This window comes from Erwinia sp. CGal63 (genome assembly GCF_037026505.1).
Classification (GTDB): Bacteria; Pseudomonadota; Gammaproteobacteria; order Enterobacterales; family Enterobacteriaceae; genus Erwinia.
Genome location: NZ_JAKUMN010000006.1, coordinates 13,404 through 28,479 on the forward strand (window position 1 = coordinate 13,404; position 15,076 = coordinate 28,479).

At 57.5% G+C, this 15,076-nt stretch carries 15 protein-coding genes; 2 read left to right on the top strand and 13 right to left on the bottom strand.

Annotation, left to right across the window (positions count from 1 at the left end; translation table 11 throughout):
• Window positions 1-10: 10 nt before the first annotated feature.
• From sucA to sdhC, 5 genes are all read right to left on the bottom strand, one after another.
• A complete protein-coding gene (sucA, locus tag MKZ79_RS16890) occupies window positions 11-2,818 on the bottom strand; it encodes a 2-oxoglutarate dehydrogenase E1 component (protein ID WP_336143752.1) in 2,808 nt (935 codons plus the stop codon).
• 152 nt (window positions 2,819-2,970) lie between these two features.
• Entirely contained in the window at window positions 2,971-3,687 is a 717-nt protein-coding gene (locus MKZ79_RS16895) for a succinate dehydrogenase iron-sulfur subunit (RefSeq protein WP_125288638.1), read from the bottom strand.
• Window positions 3,688-3,702: 15 nt separating this feature from the next.
• Complete coding sequence (gene sdhA / locus MKZ79_RS16900; RefSeq protein WP_336143753.1) at window positions 3,703-5,469, bottom strand: succinate dehydrogenase flavoprotein subunit; 1,767 nt, start codon at window positions 5,467-5,469, stop codon at window positions 3,703-3,705.
• A 2-nt stretch (window positions 5,470-5,471) separates the two neighbouring features.
• Window positions 5,472-5,819, bottom strand: a complete 348-nt coding sequence (gene sdhD, locus MKZ79_RS16905; RefSeq protein ID WP_336143754.1) for a succinate dehydrogenase membrane anchor subunit — start codon at window positions 5,817-5,819, stop codon at window positions 5,472-5,474.
• The gene (gene sdhC, locus MKZ79_RS16910; protein WP_336143755.1) at window positions 5,813-6,202 is read right to left on the bottom strand and encodes a succinate dehydrogenase cytochrome b556 subunit; all 390 of its coding nucleotides are present in this window, start codon (window positions 6,200-6,202) and stop codon (window positions 5,813-5,815) included. Before sdhC ends, sdhD begins: the two co-directional genes overlap by 7 nt.
• A gap of 610 nt (window positions 6,203-6,812) precedes the next feature.
• Here sdhC and MKZ79_RS16915 point away from each other — a divergent pair.
• Window positions 6,813-8,093: a citrate synthase gene (locus MKZ79_RS16915; RefSeq protein WP_336143756.1), complete on the top strand. Its 1,281-nt coding sequence runs from the start codon at window positions 6,813-6,815 to the stop codon at window positions 8,091-8,093.
• A gap of 229 nt (window positions 8,094-8,322) precedes the next feature.
• On the opposite strand, the gene MKZ79_RS16920 is transcribed toward MKZ79_RS16915, so the two are convergent.
• From MKZ79_RS16920 to pxpB, 8 genes are all read right to left on the bottom strand, one after another.
• Window positions 8,323-8,817, bottom strand: coding sequence for a glutathione peroxidase (locus MKZ79_RS16920; protein WP_336143757.1), 495 nt, complete (start codon window positions 8,815-8,817; stop codon window positions 8,323-8,325).
• Between the two features lie 185 nt (window positions 8,818-9,002).
• The gene (gene nei, locus MKZ79_RS16925) at window positions 9,003-9,794 is read right to left on the bottom strand and encodes an endonuclease VIII (protein WP_336143759.1); all 792 of its coding nucleotides are present in this window, start codon (window positions 9,792-9,794) and stop codon (window positions 9,003-9,005) included.
• Between the two features lie 9 nt (window positions 9,795-9,803).
• A complete protein-coding gene (gene pcp / locus MKZ79_RS16930; RefSeq protein ID WP_336143760.1) occupies window positions 9,804-10,445 on the bottom strand; it encodes a pyroglutamyl-peptidase I in 642 nt (213 codons plus the stop codon).
• Window positions 10,446-10,452: 7 nt separating this feature from the next.
• Entirely contained in the window at window positions 10,453-11,442 is a 990-nt protein-coding gene (locus tag MKZ79_RS16935; protein ID WP_336143761.1) for a DUF979 domain-containing protein, read from the bottom strand.
• The gene (locus MKZ79_RS16940) at window positions 11,442-12,170 is read right to left on the bottom strand and encodes a DUF969 domain-containing protein (protein WP_336143762.1); all 729 of its coding nucleotides are present in this window, start codon (window positions 12,168-12,170) and stop codon (window positions 11,442-11,444) included. The genes MKZ79_RS16935 and MKZ79_RS16940 overlap by 1 nt, the downstream gene beginning before the upstream one ends.
• A gap of 98 nt (window positions 12,171-12,268) precedes the next feature.
• Window positions 12,269-13,003 carry a 5-oxoprolinase subunit PxpA gene (gene pxpA / locus MKZ79_RS16945; protein ID WP_336143763.1) on the bottom strand — a complete coding sequence of 245 codons (735 nt, stop codon included), beginning with the start codon at window positions 13,001-13,003 and terminating at the stop codon, window positions 12,269-12,271.
• The gene (pxpC, locus tag MKZ79_RS16950; protein WP_336143764.1) at window positions 12,993-13,925 is read right to left on the bottom strand and encodes a 5-oxoprolinase subunit PxpC; all 933 of its coding nucleotides are present in this window, start codon (window positions 13,923-13,925) and stop codon (window positions 12,993-12,995) included. Before pxpC ends, pxpA begins: the two co-directional genes overlap by 11 nt.
• Complete coding sequence (pxpB, locus tag MKZ79_RS16955; protein WP_336143765.1) at window positions 13,919-14,575, bottom strand: 5-oxoprolinase subunit PxpB; 657 nt, start codon at window positions 14,573-14,575, stop codon at window positions 13,919-13,921. The genes pxpC and pxpB overlap by 7 nt, the downstream gene beginning before the upstream one ends.
• Before the next feature lie 269 nt (window positions 14,576-14,844).
• Here pxpB and MKZ79_RS16960 point away from each other — a divergent pair, with 269 nt between their 5' ends.
• Entirely contained in the window at window positions 14,845-15,051 is a 207-nt protein-coding gene (locus MKZ79_RS16960; RefSeq protein WP_336143766.1) for a hypothetical protein, read from the top strand.
• The last annotated feature ends 25 nt before the right edge of the window (window positions 15,052-15,076 follow it).

The window sequence follows — 15,076 nt, forward strand, 5'->3', positions numbered from 1 at the left end:
TTTCCTTTAATTAATTAACGTTCAGCGCGTCATTAACCAGATCTTGCTGCTGCTGCTGGTGAACGGACATATAGCCCACTGCCGGCGAGGCCGAAGCGGGACGACCGGCGTAACGTAATGAAGCGCCGAAAGGCACGACTTCACGGAAGTGATGCTGGCTACAGTACCAGGCGCCCTGATTCAGCGGCTCTTCCTGACACCAGACAAAATCGTGCACGTGCGCGTACTGCTGGAGTTTTTCCTGCACCGCTTTGTGCGGGAAAGGATAAAGCTGTTCGATACGGACGATAGCGACGTCGGTCTGCTCGTTTTTGCGGCGTTTTTCCAGCAGGTCGTAATAAACTTTGCCGGAGCAGAGCACCACGCGCTTGACGCCTTTCGGATCGAGATCGTCGATTTCGCCGATTGCTGGCTGGAAGCCGCCGTTGGCCAGCTCTTCAAGCGAAGAAACCGCCAGCGGATGACGCAGCAGCGATTTAGGCGACATCACCACCAGCGGACGGCGCATACCGCGCAGCGCCTGGCGACGCAGCATGTGGTAGACCTGGGCTGGCGTAGAAGGCACGCAAACCTGCATATTCTGCTCGGCGCAGAGCTGCAGATAACGTTCCAGGCGCGCGGAGGAGTGCTCCGGGCCTTGTCCTTCATAACCGTGCGGCAGCAGCATCACCAGGCCACACATCCGGCCCCATTTCTGCTCGCCGGAGCTGATGAACTGGTCGATAACCACCTGCGCGCCGTTGGCGAAGTCACCGAACTGCGCTTCCCAGATGGTCAGCGTGCGCGGTTCTGCGGTGGCATAACCATATTCAAACGCCAGCACCGCTTCCTCGGAAAGCACGGAATCCCAGACGCGGAACGTGCCCTGACCGTTGTGGATATGCTGCAGCGGCGTATAGGTCGAGCCGTTCGCCTGGTTGTGAATCACCGCGTGGCGATGGAAGAAGGTGCCGCGGCCCATATCTTCGCCGGAAAGACGGCAGGGAATGCCCTCATCCAGCAAGGTTGCGTAGGCCAGGTTTTCCGCCGCGCCCCAGTCGAAAAGCTTTTCGCCCGCAGCCATCGCGGCGCGGTCGGTATAGATTTTAGCGACGCGCGACTGCATCTCGATCGCTTCCGGCACCGTGCTGATGCGCTTCGCCAGCTCCTGCAGACGCTTGAGATCCAGCGTGGAAGGATAGCTCTCATCCCATTCGTGGTTGAGGTATGGCGACCAGGTAAAGGAGTGCAGGCTCATCGGACGCCATTCCGGCACCACGCATTCGCCTGCGTCCAGCGCGTCGCGATAGAGATTGACCATCTCGGTGGCGTCTTCCAGCGTAGCGATTTTCTCCGCTTCCAGACGGTCGGCGTAGAGTTTACGCGGCGTTGGATGCTTTTTGATCTTCTGGTACATCACCGGCTGCGTCGCGCTTGGCTCATCGGCTTCGTTGTGGCCGTGACGGCGATAGCAAACCAGGTCAATAAAGACATCACGCTTAAAGGTATTGCGGAAGTCCAGCGCCAGGCGGGTGACAAAGGCGACCGCTTCCGGATCGTCAGCGTTGACGTGGAAAATCGGCGCCAGCACCATTTTGCCGATATCGGTACAGTACTGCGTAGAACGCGCGTCCTGTGGATTGGAGGTCGTGAAACCAATCTGGTTGTTGATCACGATACGCACGGTGCCGCCGACTTCGTAGCCGCGCGCCTGGGACATGTTCAGTGTTTCCTGCACCACGCCCTGACCGGTCACCGCCGCGTCGCCGTGAATGGTGATCGGCAGCACTTTACTGCTGCGCGGCTCGTCCAGGCGATCCAGACGTGCGCGAACGGAACCCATAACGACCGGGCTGACGATTTCCAGATGCGACGGGTTAAACGCCAGCGCCAGGTGTACCATGCCGCCTTCGGTTTCCACGTCGGACGAGAAGCCCATATGGTATTTCACGTCACCGGTACCGAGATGCTCTTTATGCTTGCCGGCGAACTCGTCGAACAGATCCTGCGGCTTTTTACCCAGCACGTTGATCAGCACGTTCAGACGGCCACGGTGCGCCATGCCCAGTACGACTTCGCGCGTGCCGCTTTTCCCGGCATGACGAATCATTTCGTTCAGCATCGGCACCAGCGCATCGCCGCCTTCCAGCGAGAAGCGTTTCGCACCGGGGAATTTAGCGCCAAGATAACGCTCCAGCCCTTCCGCCGCGGTCAGCTGCTTCAGAAAACCTTTTTTCTCTTCGCCAGAGAAAGAGGCCTGGCCCGCTACCGATTCGATTCGCTGCTGGATCCAGCGCTTCTCTTCGGTATTGGTGATGTGCATATATTCCGCGCCAATCGAGCCGCAGTAGGTCTGCTTCAGCAGGCTGAACAGATCGCCCAGCTTCATGGTCTCTTTGCCAAAGGCGAAAGAGCCGACGTTGAAGGTTTCCTGGAAGTCCGCTTCGGTTAAATCGTGGAACGCGGGGTCCAGATCCGGCACCGGCTCCTGCTTCCACAGGCCCAGCGGATCGAGATTGGCCTGCTGGTGACCACGGAAGCGGAAGGCGTTGATCAGCTGAAGCACCTTAACCTGTTTGGCATTGGTGTCGGGATCGCTGACGGAGGAGGTGTAGCGAGAAGCATCTTTCGCCAGACGTTTGAAATATTCGCGAGTGGTGGAGTGGAACTGCTCCGGCCTGACTCCATGACCCGGAAGCTGTTGAAACAGCGTTTTCCAGGCCTCATCGACAGAGTCAGGATCGGTCAGATAATCCTCATAGAGCTGCTCTATATAGGTCTGATTCGCGCCGGCCAGCCAGGAGGAGTCCAGCCAGGGTTTCATCGCGCTGTTCTGCATTGTGATCCCTTAAAGCATTACGCTTTTTTGTTGCCGTGATTTATGTAACGGAACAGCTAAGCCCCGCGCCGCGTCAGCGGCTTGCCCTCGGTCGCGCCTGCAGGCACGGCCTGATAAAACAGTCGGGAGGCTTGCTCCCGACAGGTTAGCGCTTACGCGCTTCGCGCCAGCAGCATCGACTTGATATGGCCAATGGCGCGCGTCGGGTTCAGCCCTTTCGGACAAACGCTGACGCAGTTCATGATGCTGTGGCAGCGGAACACGCTGAACGCATCGTTAAGGTCATCCAGGCGCGCGCCGGTTTCGGTGTCGCGACTGTCGATCAGGAAACGATAGGCGGCCAACAGCCCAGCCGGCCCGATAAATTTGTCCGGATTCCACCAGAACGACGGGCAGGAAGTGGAGCAGCAGGCGCACAGAATACACTCGTACAGGCCGTCCAGCTTCTCGCGCTGCTCCGGCTGCTGCAGATGCTCGCGCGCCGGTGGATTTTGCCCATTATTCAACAGGTAAGGCTTAATTTTCTCATATTGAGTGTAGAACTGTCCCATGTCTACTACCAAATCGCGGATAACCGGCAATCCGGGCAGCGGACGGATAACAATCTTACGTTTTCCCGCGCCGAGCGCGGAAACCGGCGTGATGCAGGCCAGGCCGTTTTTGCCGTTCATGTTGATGCCGTCAGAGCCGCAAACGCCCTCGCGACAGGAGCGACGAAACGCCAGTGTCGGATCTTTTTCTTTCAGGCGGATTAAGGCATCCAGCAGCATCATGTCGCGCCCTTCTTCCGACTCCAGGCTGTAGTCCTGCATGCGCGGCGCGTCATCCACATCGGGGTTGTAACGATAAACTGAAAATTCGATTTTCATCTCTTACTCCGCAAACTAGTAGGTGCGAGCTTTCGGCGGGAAAGCCGCGCGCAGTTTTGGCTCCATGTTTACCTCGCGGCGAGTCATGCTCTCGCTCTGCGGCAGATAAACGCTGTGGCACAGCCAGTTTGCATCGTCACGTTCCGGGTAATCGAAGCGGCTATGCGCCCCACGGCTTTCCGTACGGAAGTTGGCCGCTACCGCCGTGGCGTAAGCCGTTTCCATCAGGTTATCCAGCTCCAGGCACTCAATGCGCTGGGTGTTGAAATCAGGTGAACGGTCATCCAGACGGGCGTTTTTCAGACGCTCACGCAGCACTTTCAACTCTTCCAGACCTTTAGCCATCGCGTCGCCTTCGCGGAACACCGAGAAGTTGTTCTGCATACAGGTTTGCAGCGCTTTGCGCAGCTCGGCCGGGTCTTCGCCGGTTTCGGTGCTGTTCCAGCGGTTAAGACGAGCCAGCGAAGCTTCGATCTCTTCATCGGTGGCTTCCAGCAGCTCGCCCTGCTCCTGCACCGACTGCTGCAGATGCAGGCCAGCCGCGCGACCAAAGACCACCAGATCCAGCAGCGAGTTGCCGCCGAGACGGTTGGAGCCGTGAACGGATACACAGGCGATTTCGCCTACCGCGAAGAGTCCAGGTACCACCACGTCTTCGCCCTGCTCGTTCAGCGTCAGCGCCTGACCGGTTACTCTGGTGGGAATGCCGCCCATCATGTAATGGCAGGTCGGGATAACCGGAATCGGCTCTTTGACCGGATCGACATGGGCGAAAGTGCGGGACAGCTCCAGAATGCCCGGCAGACGCGCTTCGAGCACATCCTTGCCCAGGTGGTCGAGCTTCAGCTTGATATGCGGGCCCCACGGGCCTTCGCAGCCGCGGCCTTCGCGGATTTCGATCATCATGGAGCGCGCGACCACGTCGCGGCCAGCCAGATCTTTCGCGTTAGGCGCGTAGCGTTCCATAAAGCGTTCGCCATGCTTGTTCAGCAGGTAGCCGCCTTCGCCGCGACACCCTTCCGTTACCAGCACGCCTGCGCCGGCAATGCCGGTCGGGTGGAACTGCCACATTTCCATATCCTGCACCGGCACGCCAGCGCGCAGCGCCATGCCGACGCCGTCGCCGGTATTAATATGTGCGTTAGTGGTGGACTGATAGATACGGCCAGCGCCGCCGGTCGCCAGCACTGTCGCTTTCGCTTTGAAATAGACGACTTCGCCATCTTCAATATTCAGCGCGGTACAGCCGACGATAGCGCCATCGGCGTTTTTCACCAGATCCAGCGCGTACCATTCGGAAAAGATGGTGGTTTTGTTTTTCAGGTTCTGCTGATAAAGCGTGTGCAGCAGCGCATGGCCGGTACGGTCAGCCGCCGCTGCGGTACGTGCCGCCTGCTCGCCGCCGAAGTTTTTCGACTGGCCGCCGAACGGACGCTGATAGATGCGGCCGTCGTCCAGACGGGAGAACGGCAGGCCCATATGTTCCAGCTCCAGAATCGCTTCCGGGCCGGTTTTACACATATATTCGATGGCGTCCTGGTCGCCGATATAGTCGGAACCCTTCACCGTGTCGTACATATGCCATTCCCAGTTGTCTTCATGGCTGTTACCCAGCGCGACGGTAATACCGCCCTGCGCGGAGACAGTGTGGGAACGGGTTGGGAAAACTTTGGATAACAGGGCGCAGCTCTGGCCCGACTGGGAAATCTGCAGCGCGGCACGCATACCCGCGCCACCAGCGCCCACAACAACGGCATCAAATTCTCTGACTGGCAACTTCATTTTTACACACCCCACACAACGACGGTTCCATAAATCGCATAGACAAACAGCGCCACGACGATCGCCATCTGCAGCAGCAGACGAGTCGCCAGATGTTTGACGTAATCTGTCAATACCTGCCACATCCCTATCCAGCCATGCATCAGAATGGAGAACAGCGTCAGCAGCGTGAACACTTTAGTGACGGAGGAGGCAAAAAAAGCGTGCCAGTTGTCGTAGGTCAGCGTATCCGTCATCACGATAAAGCCGAGGATGTAAAGGATATAGAGCGTCATTACGATAGAGGTAGCGCGCACCAGCAGCCAGTCATGAACGCCGTTGCGTCCTAATGCGGAAGCGTTGCTTAACATACGAGGACTCCAGCCAGAATTGAAAGCACGACGGTGATACCAAAACAGATTTGCGCCGAACGCGTTCCCACTACCTGCGTCTCCGCCAGATAGCCGAAATCCATCAGCATGTGACGAACACCGCCGACGGTGTGATACGCCAGCGCGGTGAGAATGCCCCACATGATGAATTTAACAAAAAAGCTCTGCATAACGGCGGATGCCTGCAGAAAGCCTTCCGGCGACGAGAGCGACAGGCCCAGCAACCAGAGCAGTATGCCGACGGCAACAAACGTAATAACGCCGGACACGCGGTGGAGAATGGACGCGATTGCGGTAACGGGAAACCGGATCGTTGAGAGATCCAGGTTGACAGGTCTTTGTTTTTTCACGGTTTTGCCCACAGAGCCTTTCTTATTTTGCTTCCTCCGGTCCTGAAGGTGACAGCCGAATACATAAGCATTCGAACTGTGAACCGGCACCAAAACAGCAACATCCAGTGTTATTTGTGGCGCTAAAACGCTGGGTGGCTCCTGGTGTCAGGGTATTCCGGAGACCTGGCCGCAGTATAGGTCGATCACATTCTCATTACAATTCCCCTACAAACATCTTGGGGAAAAATAGGCGGAACAGTGATCTCACTCACGTTTTTCACAATTTGTACAAATTTAATTATCTGATTTGACAAAACTTCAACATTTTTGTTACAAACTCAGCGCGAAAAGATCTATGATGCACAAAAGTTATGGGGATACACTTTCACCTAAGCACAAGTTATGTAACATTGGTGAGCTAAACTGATTAAGCATCAGGTTGACGAGTTTCGACCATACCGAATCTTTAACAACTGCTAAACAAAGCCTGGTTGTGCCCTTCCGGCCTACGCGCGCCGTCGCTCTGTACCCTGCACGTAATAAGATGCCGCAGAGTTGAGACTGCTTTGTACCCGCAGCGGTGGACATAACGGCGTTTCAGATGTCATAGATTCATCGACAAGGCGCTAAGGAGACTAAAATGGCTGATAAAAAAGCAACGCTAAACCTGCCCGGCGAAGACGCTATCGAACTTGACGTGCTGAGCGGCACTTTAGGCCAGGAAGAGATCGATGTCCGTAGCCTCGGCTCTAAAGGATATTTTACCTTTGACCCGGGTTTTACTTCTACTGCCTCTTGCGAATCCAAAATCACCTATATCGACGGCGACGAAGGCATTCTTCTGCATCGCGGCTACCCTATCGACCAGCTGGCGCTGCACTCTAACTATCTGGAAGTGTGCTATATCCTACTGAATGGCGAAGCGCCGACCAAAGAGCAGTTTGAAGAGTTCCGCACTATCGTTACCCGCCATACCATGATCCATGAGCAGATCCACCATCTGTTCCGCGGCTTCCGCCGTGACTCGCATCCGATGGCGGTTATGTGCGGCGTTACCGGCGCACTGGCGGCTTTCTATCATGATGCGATGGACGTGAATATTGAACGTCACCGCGAAATCGCCGCTTTCCGCCTGCTGTCGAAAATGCCGACTGTAGCCGCGATGTGTTACAAATATTCAATCGGCCAGCCTTTTGTCTATCCGCGCAACGATCTCTCCTATGCCGGCAACTTCCTGAACATGATGTTCTCCACGCCTTGTGAAGATTATGTGGTGAACCCGGTTCTGGAACGCGCAATGGATCGTATTTTGATCCTGCACGCCGATCACGAGCAGAATGCTTCAACTTCTACCGTGCGTACCGCCGGTTCTTCCGGCGCCAACCCGTTCGCCTGTATCGCTGCGGGCATCGCTTCTCTGTGGGGGCCAGCGCACGGCGGCGCCAACGAAGCCTGCCTGCGTATGCTGGAAGAGATCAAAACGGTTGAACATATTCCGGAGTTCCTGCGTCGCGCCAAGGACAAAAACGACTCTTTCCGCCTGATGGGCTTTGGTCATCGTGTTTATAAGAACTATGACCCGCGCGCTACCGTGATGCGTGAAACCTGTCACGAAGTGCTGAAAGAGCTGGGCATGAAGGACGACCTGCTGGAAGTGGCGATGGAGCTGGAGCATATCGCGCTGAACGACCCGTACTTTATCGAGCGTAAGCTCTATCCAAACGTCGACTTCTATTCCGGCCTGATCCTGAAGGCGATGGGCATTCCTTCCTCAATGTTTACCGTGATCTTCGCGATGGCGCGTACCGTTGGCTGGATTGCGCACTGGAAAGAGATGCACGATGACGGCATCAAAATCGCTCGTCCGCGTCAGCTTTATACCGGCTACGACCAGCGCGACTTTAAGTCTGCTACTAAGTAATATTCAGAAAGTCTGCCAGAAGCGCCGCACTGCGGCGCTTTTTTTATGGCTGCCGGAGACTGGGCGAGCCGCGTAATTTATTATCTGCGGAGCCAGCGTTAGCGTGTTGCCGCTATCTAACCGCGAAACTGGCCGTTTATTTAAGAACTGCAAAAGTATCCGTTATGCGCGAGAAAAAGAGGTCAATTTCGCATGGATATAAGCATGCTCTGAAGATAAATAATTGAAGTTACAAAAGCGCCGGGTTTTCAAGTGCAGCAAGAATTGTGGCTTCTATTTTCTCTGGGGTAGAGATCGGTGCAAAACGTTGCAGTGGTTTGCCATCGCGACCGATCAGGAACTTGGTAAAGTTCCATTTGATCCGCCCGCCCAGCACGCCGGGCAATTCCGCTTTCAGGTAACGAAACACCGGATGTGTTGACGCGCCATTAACCGCCACTTTCTCGAACATTGGAAAGGTTACTCCGTAGTTAATATGGCAGGTCTGCGCGATGTCATCAGCACTGCCGGGTTCCTGTTTACCAAACTGGTTGCAGGGAAAACCAAGCACCATCAACCCCTGGGCGGCGTACTTTTTGTAGAGCGCTTCAAGGCCTGCATATTGTGGCGTAAATCCACAATGGCTGGCGGTATTAACCACGAGAACCAGCCTGCCCGCGTAGTTAGCCATAGGGATGAGCTGACCACTCAAACTGGTGGCAGCTAGTTGATGAAAAGTGGTCATGTCGAAATCCTCTGTATTACTCATCTCGAATTTTTTTGTGTAAGACAGGATGTGACTTGTCGAGCGGAATTGCACATTCTCTATGTCGTATCTGGTACAAAGCGGACATGTTTCGGGCAAAAACATGCCCGAAATGCCTTAGTCGCTACGCTTCTACATCCGGCGCAGCACGCATCAGTACCTGCTTACTTCTGACAGCCCGGACACCAGTAAAAAGGTCGGGACGACAGTGACGTTTTCTCAATGATGCCGCCGCAGCGCTCGCACTTCTTTCCCGCACGATGAAAAACTTTAAAACTGAACAGCGCGCCGTGATGCTTGTTCTCTTTCGCCACGCCGCGCGTCTGGTAAGAGAGGCGTGGAATAGCCAGCAGCGCTTCCGCCAGCTTATCCAGCTGCTCTTCGCTTAAATCCTGCGCCTTATGCTGCGGCGCCAGCCCGGCGTGCCAGAGGATTTCCACCCGCAGATAGTTGCCCAGCCCGGCCAGAAATGCCTGATCCAGCAGCAGGCCGCTGAACTGCCGACGGCGGAAGCGCGTAGAGAGCAGCCGCTCTTTCACCTCTGCCACCGTCAGCGTCATATCCAGCACGTCCGGGCCGACGCGCAGCAGAAAAGGATGCGCCGCCAGCGTGTCCTGCGTCAGCAGCTCGATATCCGAGGCGCTGTAAAGCAGCAGCGTTTTATCTTCCGCCGCCAGCTTAACGCGCAGCACGCGGTTGCTCTGCGTCTCGCTGCCGGTTTTCACCACGCGCCAGACGCCGTAGAGCTGGTTGTGGCTGTAAAGGATCAGGCCGTTGGAGAAATGCGTCAGAATCGCTTTGCCGCGCGTTTCGATCGCTTCCACGCGCTCGCCCACCAGCGAAGCCTCATAGGTCTTTAGCTGGGGAAAAGCGAACCAGACCTCGGTCAGCGTTTTCCCCTTAATGGCTTTTTCCAGCTTGTCCGCCGCGCGGCGGATCTCAGGGCCTTCCGGCATTTTCTCTCCTTATTGCGTGGCGCCGCCTTCCAGTTTTTTATCTTCCTCTACCGTCAGCGCGATACTCAGCGCCATTTCCAGCGCCAGTACTACCGTTGGTAGCGGCATGCTGGCCGCGCCCGGATGCTTAACCGCCTGCTGAGGCAAATAGGGCACGTGAATAAATCCGCCGCGTCCGCCCTGCTTCGCCTGCCGGTGCAGCAGGCCGTAGAGCACGTGATTGCAAACGAAAGTACCCGCCGTTTGCGATACCGCTGCCGGAATATCCGCTTCCCGAATGCCTTCGACGATAGCCTTGATCGGCAGCGTGGAGAAGTAAGCGGCCGGGCCATCCTCGACGATGCGCACATCTATCGGCTGATTGCCCGCGTTATCAGGAATGCGCGCGTCGTCGATATTGATCGCCACGCGCTCCACGGTGATATCGGGCCGCCCGTTCGCCTGGCCGACCACGATGACCAGCTCAGGCTCCAGCTCGTCCATCGCAGCGTTCAGCGTCGCCAGCGACTCGCCAAATACGCAGGGAAGCTGCTTAGCCACTACGCGCGCGCCGCAGATCATACGCTCATGCAGCTGGCTGACTGCCTCCCACGAAGCGTTGACCACTTCGCCTTCAAAAGGCTCAAATGCTGCTACTAATACTGTTTTCATTTCAGCCTCACCGAAACATCAAAAGCCAGAGAAGAAAAATATTGGCTATTAACAATAGCACGCCGGTCGGCACCTGAGCCTTGATCACCGCGTTACGATCCGGCAGCTCCAGCAGTGCCGCAGGCACAATATTGAAGTTGGCGGCCATTGGCGTCATCAGCGAGCCGCAGTAGCCGGAGAACATGCCGATTGCCGCCATCACCGCCGGATTACCATGATGCTGCAGCACCAGGATCGGAATGCCGATACCCGCGGTGACGATAGGAAAAGCGGCGAAGGCGTTACCCATAATCATGGTCAGCAGCGCCATACCGATGGCATAGGTCGCCACCGCGATAAAGCGGTTATCCACGGCGAGATAAGTCTCGGTAAGATGGGTGATTGCCGTGCCTACGCCTGCGGTAGTGAACAGCAGCCCCAATGTGGCGAGGATCTGCGGCAGGATAAAAGCCCAGCCGATGGCGTCCAGCAGTCGACGCGACTCTTGCAGCGACTGCGCCGGCGCTTCGTGCGTCATTCGCAGCGCGATCAGCCAGCCCGCCAGACAGCCGACCATCATTGAGAAGAGCGTGATCAGCGTCGAATGATTGCCTTCGCCGAACATCGCCACGCGCAATGCGGGCAGATTGTTAAACAGCAGCACGCCAACAACGGTGACCACCGGTATAGCCAGCGCGGGCAAAAACAGCCGGTTGCGCAGCCGTTGCGCGCTTGCTTCGCGCTCTGCATGGCTGCGCTGATGGTAAGAGCCGAGCCTGACGCCGCCCAGACCAGCGATCAGCGCCATGATCACCACGATTACGCCGATAGCGATATGCAGCGAACGCGCGCCGAACAGTTCCGCCGCGCCGTCGCCAACCAGGAAAACCGCGCCGTAAAGTCCCCAGAACAAGCCGGTAGTCAAACGCCGCGGATTGGCTTTATCACGCCACGACATCACGGCAACCACCAGCAGAATCAGACCCGCCAGCCAGTAAAGATACTGTTGCTGAAACATCAGCGCCCTCCTTTGGCTTTTAGCGCCTGCGCATTAAGCGCGGCAAACTCGGCGGCCAGTTTTTTATCCAGCCGACGCAGACGGAAAGCGTGGATCAAAAAAGCGCAGACGGCGGTTGGAATGCCCCAAAGAGCGATATGCAGCGGATCAGTCTGGATGCCCGCCGACTGCTGCATAAAATTATGCATAAAGATAATCGCACCGAAGGCGACAAAAATATCCTCGCCGAAGAACAGGCCGACGTTATCCGTCGCGGCTGACATAGCGCGCAGGCGATGACGGACTTCCGGCGGCAGCTCGCCGTAGCGATTCTCGGTAGCGCCTTCCGCCATCGGCGCCAGCAGCGGACGCACCATCTGCGGATGGCCGCCCAGGCTGGTCAATCCCATCGCGGCTGTCAGTTCACGCAGCAGCAAATAGACAATCAGCAGCCTTCCCGCCGTGGCGCTTTTGATCTGCGCAATCCACGCCTGAGCGCGCTCCTTTAGCCCGTGACGCTCCAGCAGGCCGATCACCACCAGCGGCAGCAGCAGGATCAACGGCAGATTGCGGGTGTTGAGAAAGCCCGACCCCAGCTTTTCCAGGATGTCGCCGATCGGCATTTTCGCTGCCAGCCCGGTAATCAAACCGGCGATGATCACCACCAGCACCGGATTGAAGCGCAACAGAAAACCGACCACGATAGCGGCGATGCCCGCCAGCGGCCAGAGATTAACGAGATGATCCATTTATCCTCCTGATAATAATTTCCCTGCGGTTTGCCCGCGCAATAAGGGGAACGATTGAAAACGGCCGCCGCTGCACAGCAGCCGGTAAAGCAAACGGATTAACTGCTGACCGCGATATTTTGTCGGGCAAAGGCCTCGCGCAGCCGACGAGCGAACGCCAGCGCGTGAGCGCCGTCGCCGTGCAAACAGACGGTATCGGCATTGACGCTGACCCATTCGCCGCTGACGGCGCGCACTTTCCCCTCTTGCACCATCGTCAGCGTCTGTGCGATCGCCTGCTCATCGCTTTCGATCAGCGCGCCTGGCTGAGATCGAGGCACCAGCGAACCGTCCGCCTGATAGCCGCGATCGGCAAAAACCTCCTCTCGGGTTGTCAGCCCCAGCGCCTGTGCGGCACGAATCGACTCGCTGCCCGCCAGGCCAACCAGCATCAGCTGGGGATCGGCGGCCTTTACCGCCTGCGCGATAGCCGCCGCCAGCGCCGGTTCCTGCGCGGCCTGGTTGTAAAGCATCCCGTGCGGCTTCACGTGCGTGACCCTGCCGCCTTCGCTTCGGGCGATAGCCTGCAGCGCGCCAATCTGATAGAGCGTCTGCGCGTATACCGTATCGGCCGGTAACTGCATCCGTGTCCGGCCAAAATTTTCGCGGTCGGGAAAGCCGGGATGCGCGCCAATGGCCACACCATACTCCAGCGCCCAGCGCACGCATTGCTGCATAGTTTGCGCGTCGCCCGCATGAAAGCCGCAGGCGATATTCGCCGAAGTCACCAGCTGCAGCAGCGCCCGATCGTCGCCGCAGCCTTCGCCTAAATCGGCGTTTAAATCAATTTTCATGCGCTAGTCCCCATGCCATTTGCTCCAGTACCCGATCGCGCTCCCGCTTCGCCTGCAGCGCCTCTTCCAGCGTGCAGTGCACGAAGTGGATCGGCTCGCCCAGGCGGATCTGCGCCAGATGATAAAGATCGGCTTCGATCACGCAGGCGATGCGCGGATAGCCGCCGGTGGTTTGCGCGTCCGCCATCAGCACAATAGGCTGGCCGTTGGGCGGCACCTGCACCACGCCAGGCATCAGGCCGTGCGACAGCATATCGCGGCTGGCTTCGCGCACCAGCGCACGGCCCTGCAGACGATAGCCCATGCGGTTGCTCTGCGGGCTGAGCTGCCAGCCCGTTCGCCAGAATAGCTCCCGGCTTTCGCGGCTGAACTCGTGATACTCCGGCCCGGTCATCGCGCGAACGCGGTTGCCGAACAGCAGCTGACGAACGCCTGCCGGTTTGCTGAAGACGCGGGTTGGTTCGCCCAGCGGCAGCAGGTCGCCATCTTCAATCCGGCGTCCGGCAAAGCCGCCTAATCCCGTTTTCAGATCGGTACTGCAGGAGCCCATCACCGGCTCGGCAGCGAAACCGCCATCCAGCGTCAGATAGCTACGCATGCCGCGCTGAGGCATTTTCAGCGTCAGACGCGATCCCTTACGTACGGCCGTACGCCAGCCTGTCCAGACCGGTTTGCCGTCCAGCTCGGCGCTACAGCCCGCGCCCGTCAACGCCAGCCAGCCATCGCGGGTGAACTCGGCGCAAAACTGGCCCAGCGTAATTTCCAGCACGGCGCTGTTTTGCTCGTTGCCCGCCAGCAGATTGGCCGTGGCCATCGCCGGATAGTCCAGTACGCCGCCGCTGCTGACGCCATACTGTCGCCAGCCGATACGGCCCACGTCCTGTAAGGTAGTGCTCATTCCGGCGCGAATAATTTTCAGCATATGCCCTCCTTCTGCGGCACAAAGCGCACCCGATCGCCGGGACGCAAAAAGGTAGGCGGCTGCTGTTGCGGCGTAAACAGCGCGATATCCGTCCGGCCAATCAGCTGCCAGCCGCCAGGCGCAGCCAGCGGATAGACGCCGGTCTGGCTGCCGCCGATGCCGACGGAGCCGGCCGGCACCACCAGACGCGGTTCGGCACGGCGAGGCGTATGCAGGCGTTCATCCAGGCCAGCCAGATAGGGAAAGCCAGGCTGGAAGCCGATAAAGTAGACGGTATAGCGACCGGCCGCGTGCGCTTCCACTACCTGCTGCGGCGTCAGGCCGCTGTGACGCGCAACCTCCGCCAAATCCAGCCCGGAGTCGCCGCCGTAAACCACAGGAATGGCAATATCCCGCGTTTCCAGTTCCAGCGCTTCGCTGGTTTCCCACCAGCCCTGCAGCCATTCAATAGCATCCAGCGCGTGCTGCTGCGGATCGCTTAAAACCACCGTAATATTGTTCATGCCCGGAATCACTTCCGTCACTTCCGGTCGGCCCGTCAGTCTTGCTGACAGACCCCAGATACGCTGCTGGCTGCTGAGAGAGACAGGAGGTTCCAGCTCAAGCACTACCGCGCGTTCACCTGACAGGTAACAACGTGCTCGTTGCAAAACATATCTCCCGGCCCGTTGATAAGGCCACTATTTTCCAGAAAGAAGAAACAGTTATGCGGAAATGTCCGCACAGTGTCAATAATGGATTCGCCTGAAGGATCGCCACTGGCGCAGGGCCGCGCTTAACGCTTTATGGATTATTTTTCACTGCCTGCTGGCGTGGTTTGGGCAGACAACATGCCCAGACTGCTTCTGAAAAAGACGAAAATAGCGGTCAGCCATAACATATTGGCTACTATTACTGTTCACCTGTAACGGAGGATGCTATGGCCACAACCTATAAAATCACTTACGAACATGAAGTTGAAGGACAGACTCGCTCGGACGAGGTGCTGCTGGAAAGCGAAGGCGAACCTTCACAGGAAGAAGTGCATGAAGCCGTATTGCAGGACACGGCAAAACAGCATACTCCCGGCGCGGGCGTGGATGGCGTAGCTGGATTTTCAATTATTTCCGTCGCGCCGCATCCATAGTACCAGGCGGGCGGCACGCGAAACC

Excerpts from the sequence above, each read along its gene's own strand:
- sdhA (WP_336143753.1), bottom strand. The coding sequence starts at position 5,469 with ATGAAGTTGCCAGTCAGAGAATTTGATGCCGTTGTTGTGGGCGCTGGT.
- sucA (WP_336143752.1), bottom strand. The coding sequence starts at position 2,818 with ATGCAGAACAGCGCGATGAAACCCTGGCTGGACTCCTCCTGGCTGGCC.
- pxpA (WP_336143763.1), bottom strand. The coding sequence starts at position 13,003 with ATGAAAATTGATTTAAACGCCGATTTAGGCGAAGGCTGCGGCGACGAT.
- nei (WP_336143759.1), bottom strand. The coding sequence starts at position 9,794 with ATGCCGGAAGGCCCTGAGATCCGCCGCGCGGCGGACAAGCTGGAAAAA.
- MKZ79_RS16920 (WP_336143757.1), bottom strand. The coding sequence starts at position 8,817 with ATGACCACTTTTCATCAACTAGCTGCCACCAGTTTGAGTGGTCAGCTC.
- MKZ79_RS16935 (WP_336143761.1), bottom strand. The coding sequence starts at position 11,442 with ATGTTTCAGCAACAGTATCTTTACTGGCTGGCGGGTCTGATTCTGCTG.
- MKZ79_RS16895 (WP_125288638.1), bottom strand. The coding sequence starts at position 3,687 with ATGAAAATCGAATTTTCAGTTTATCGTTACAACCCCGATGTGGATGAC.
- MKZ79_RS16940 (WP_336143762.1), bottom strand. The coding sequence starts at position 12,170 with ATGGATCATCTCGTTAATCTCTGGCCGCTGGCGGGCATCGCCGCTATC.
- MKZ79_RS16960 (WP_336143766.1), top strand. The coding sequence starts at position 14,845 with ATGGCCACAACCTATAAAATCACTTACGAACATGAAGTTGAAGGACAG.
- pcp (WP_336143760.1), bottom strand. The coding sequence starts at position 10,445 with ATGAAAACAGTATTAGTAGCAGCATTTGAGCCTTTTGAAGGCGAAGTG.
- sdhD (WP_336143754.1), bottom strand. The coding sequence starts at position 5,819 with ATGTTAAGCAACGCTTCCGCATTAGGACGCAACGGCGTTCATGACTGG.
- pxpC (WP_336143764.1), bottom strand. The coding sequence starts at position 13,925 with ATGCTGAAAATTATTCGCGCCGGAATGAGCACTACCTTACAGGACGTG.
- MKZ79_RS16915 (WP_336143756.1), top strand. The coding sequence starts at position 6,813 with ATGGCTGATAAAAAAGCAACGCTAAACCTGCCCGGCGAAGACGCTATC.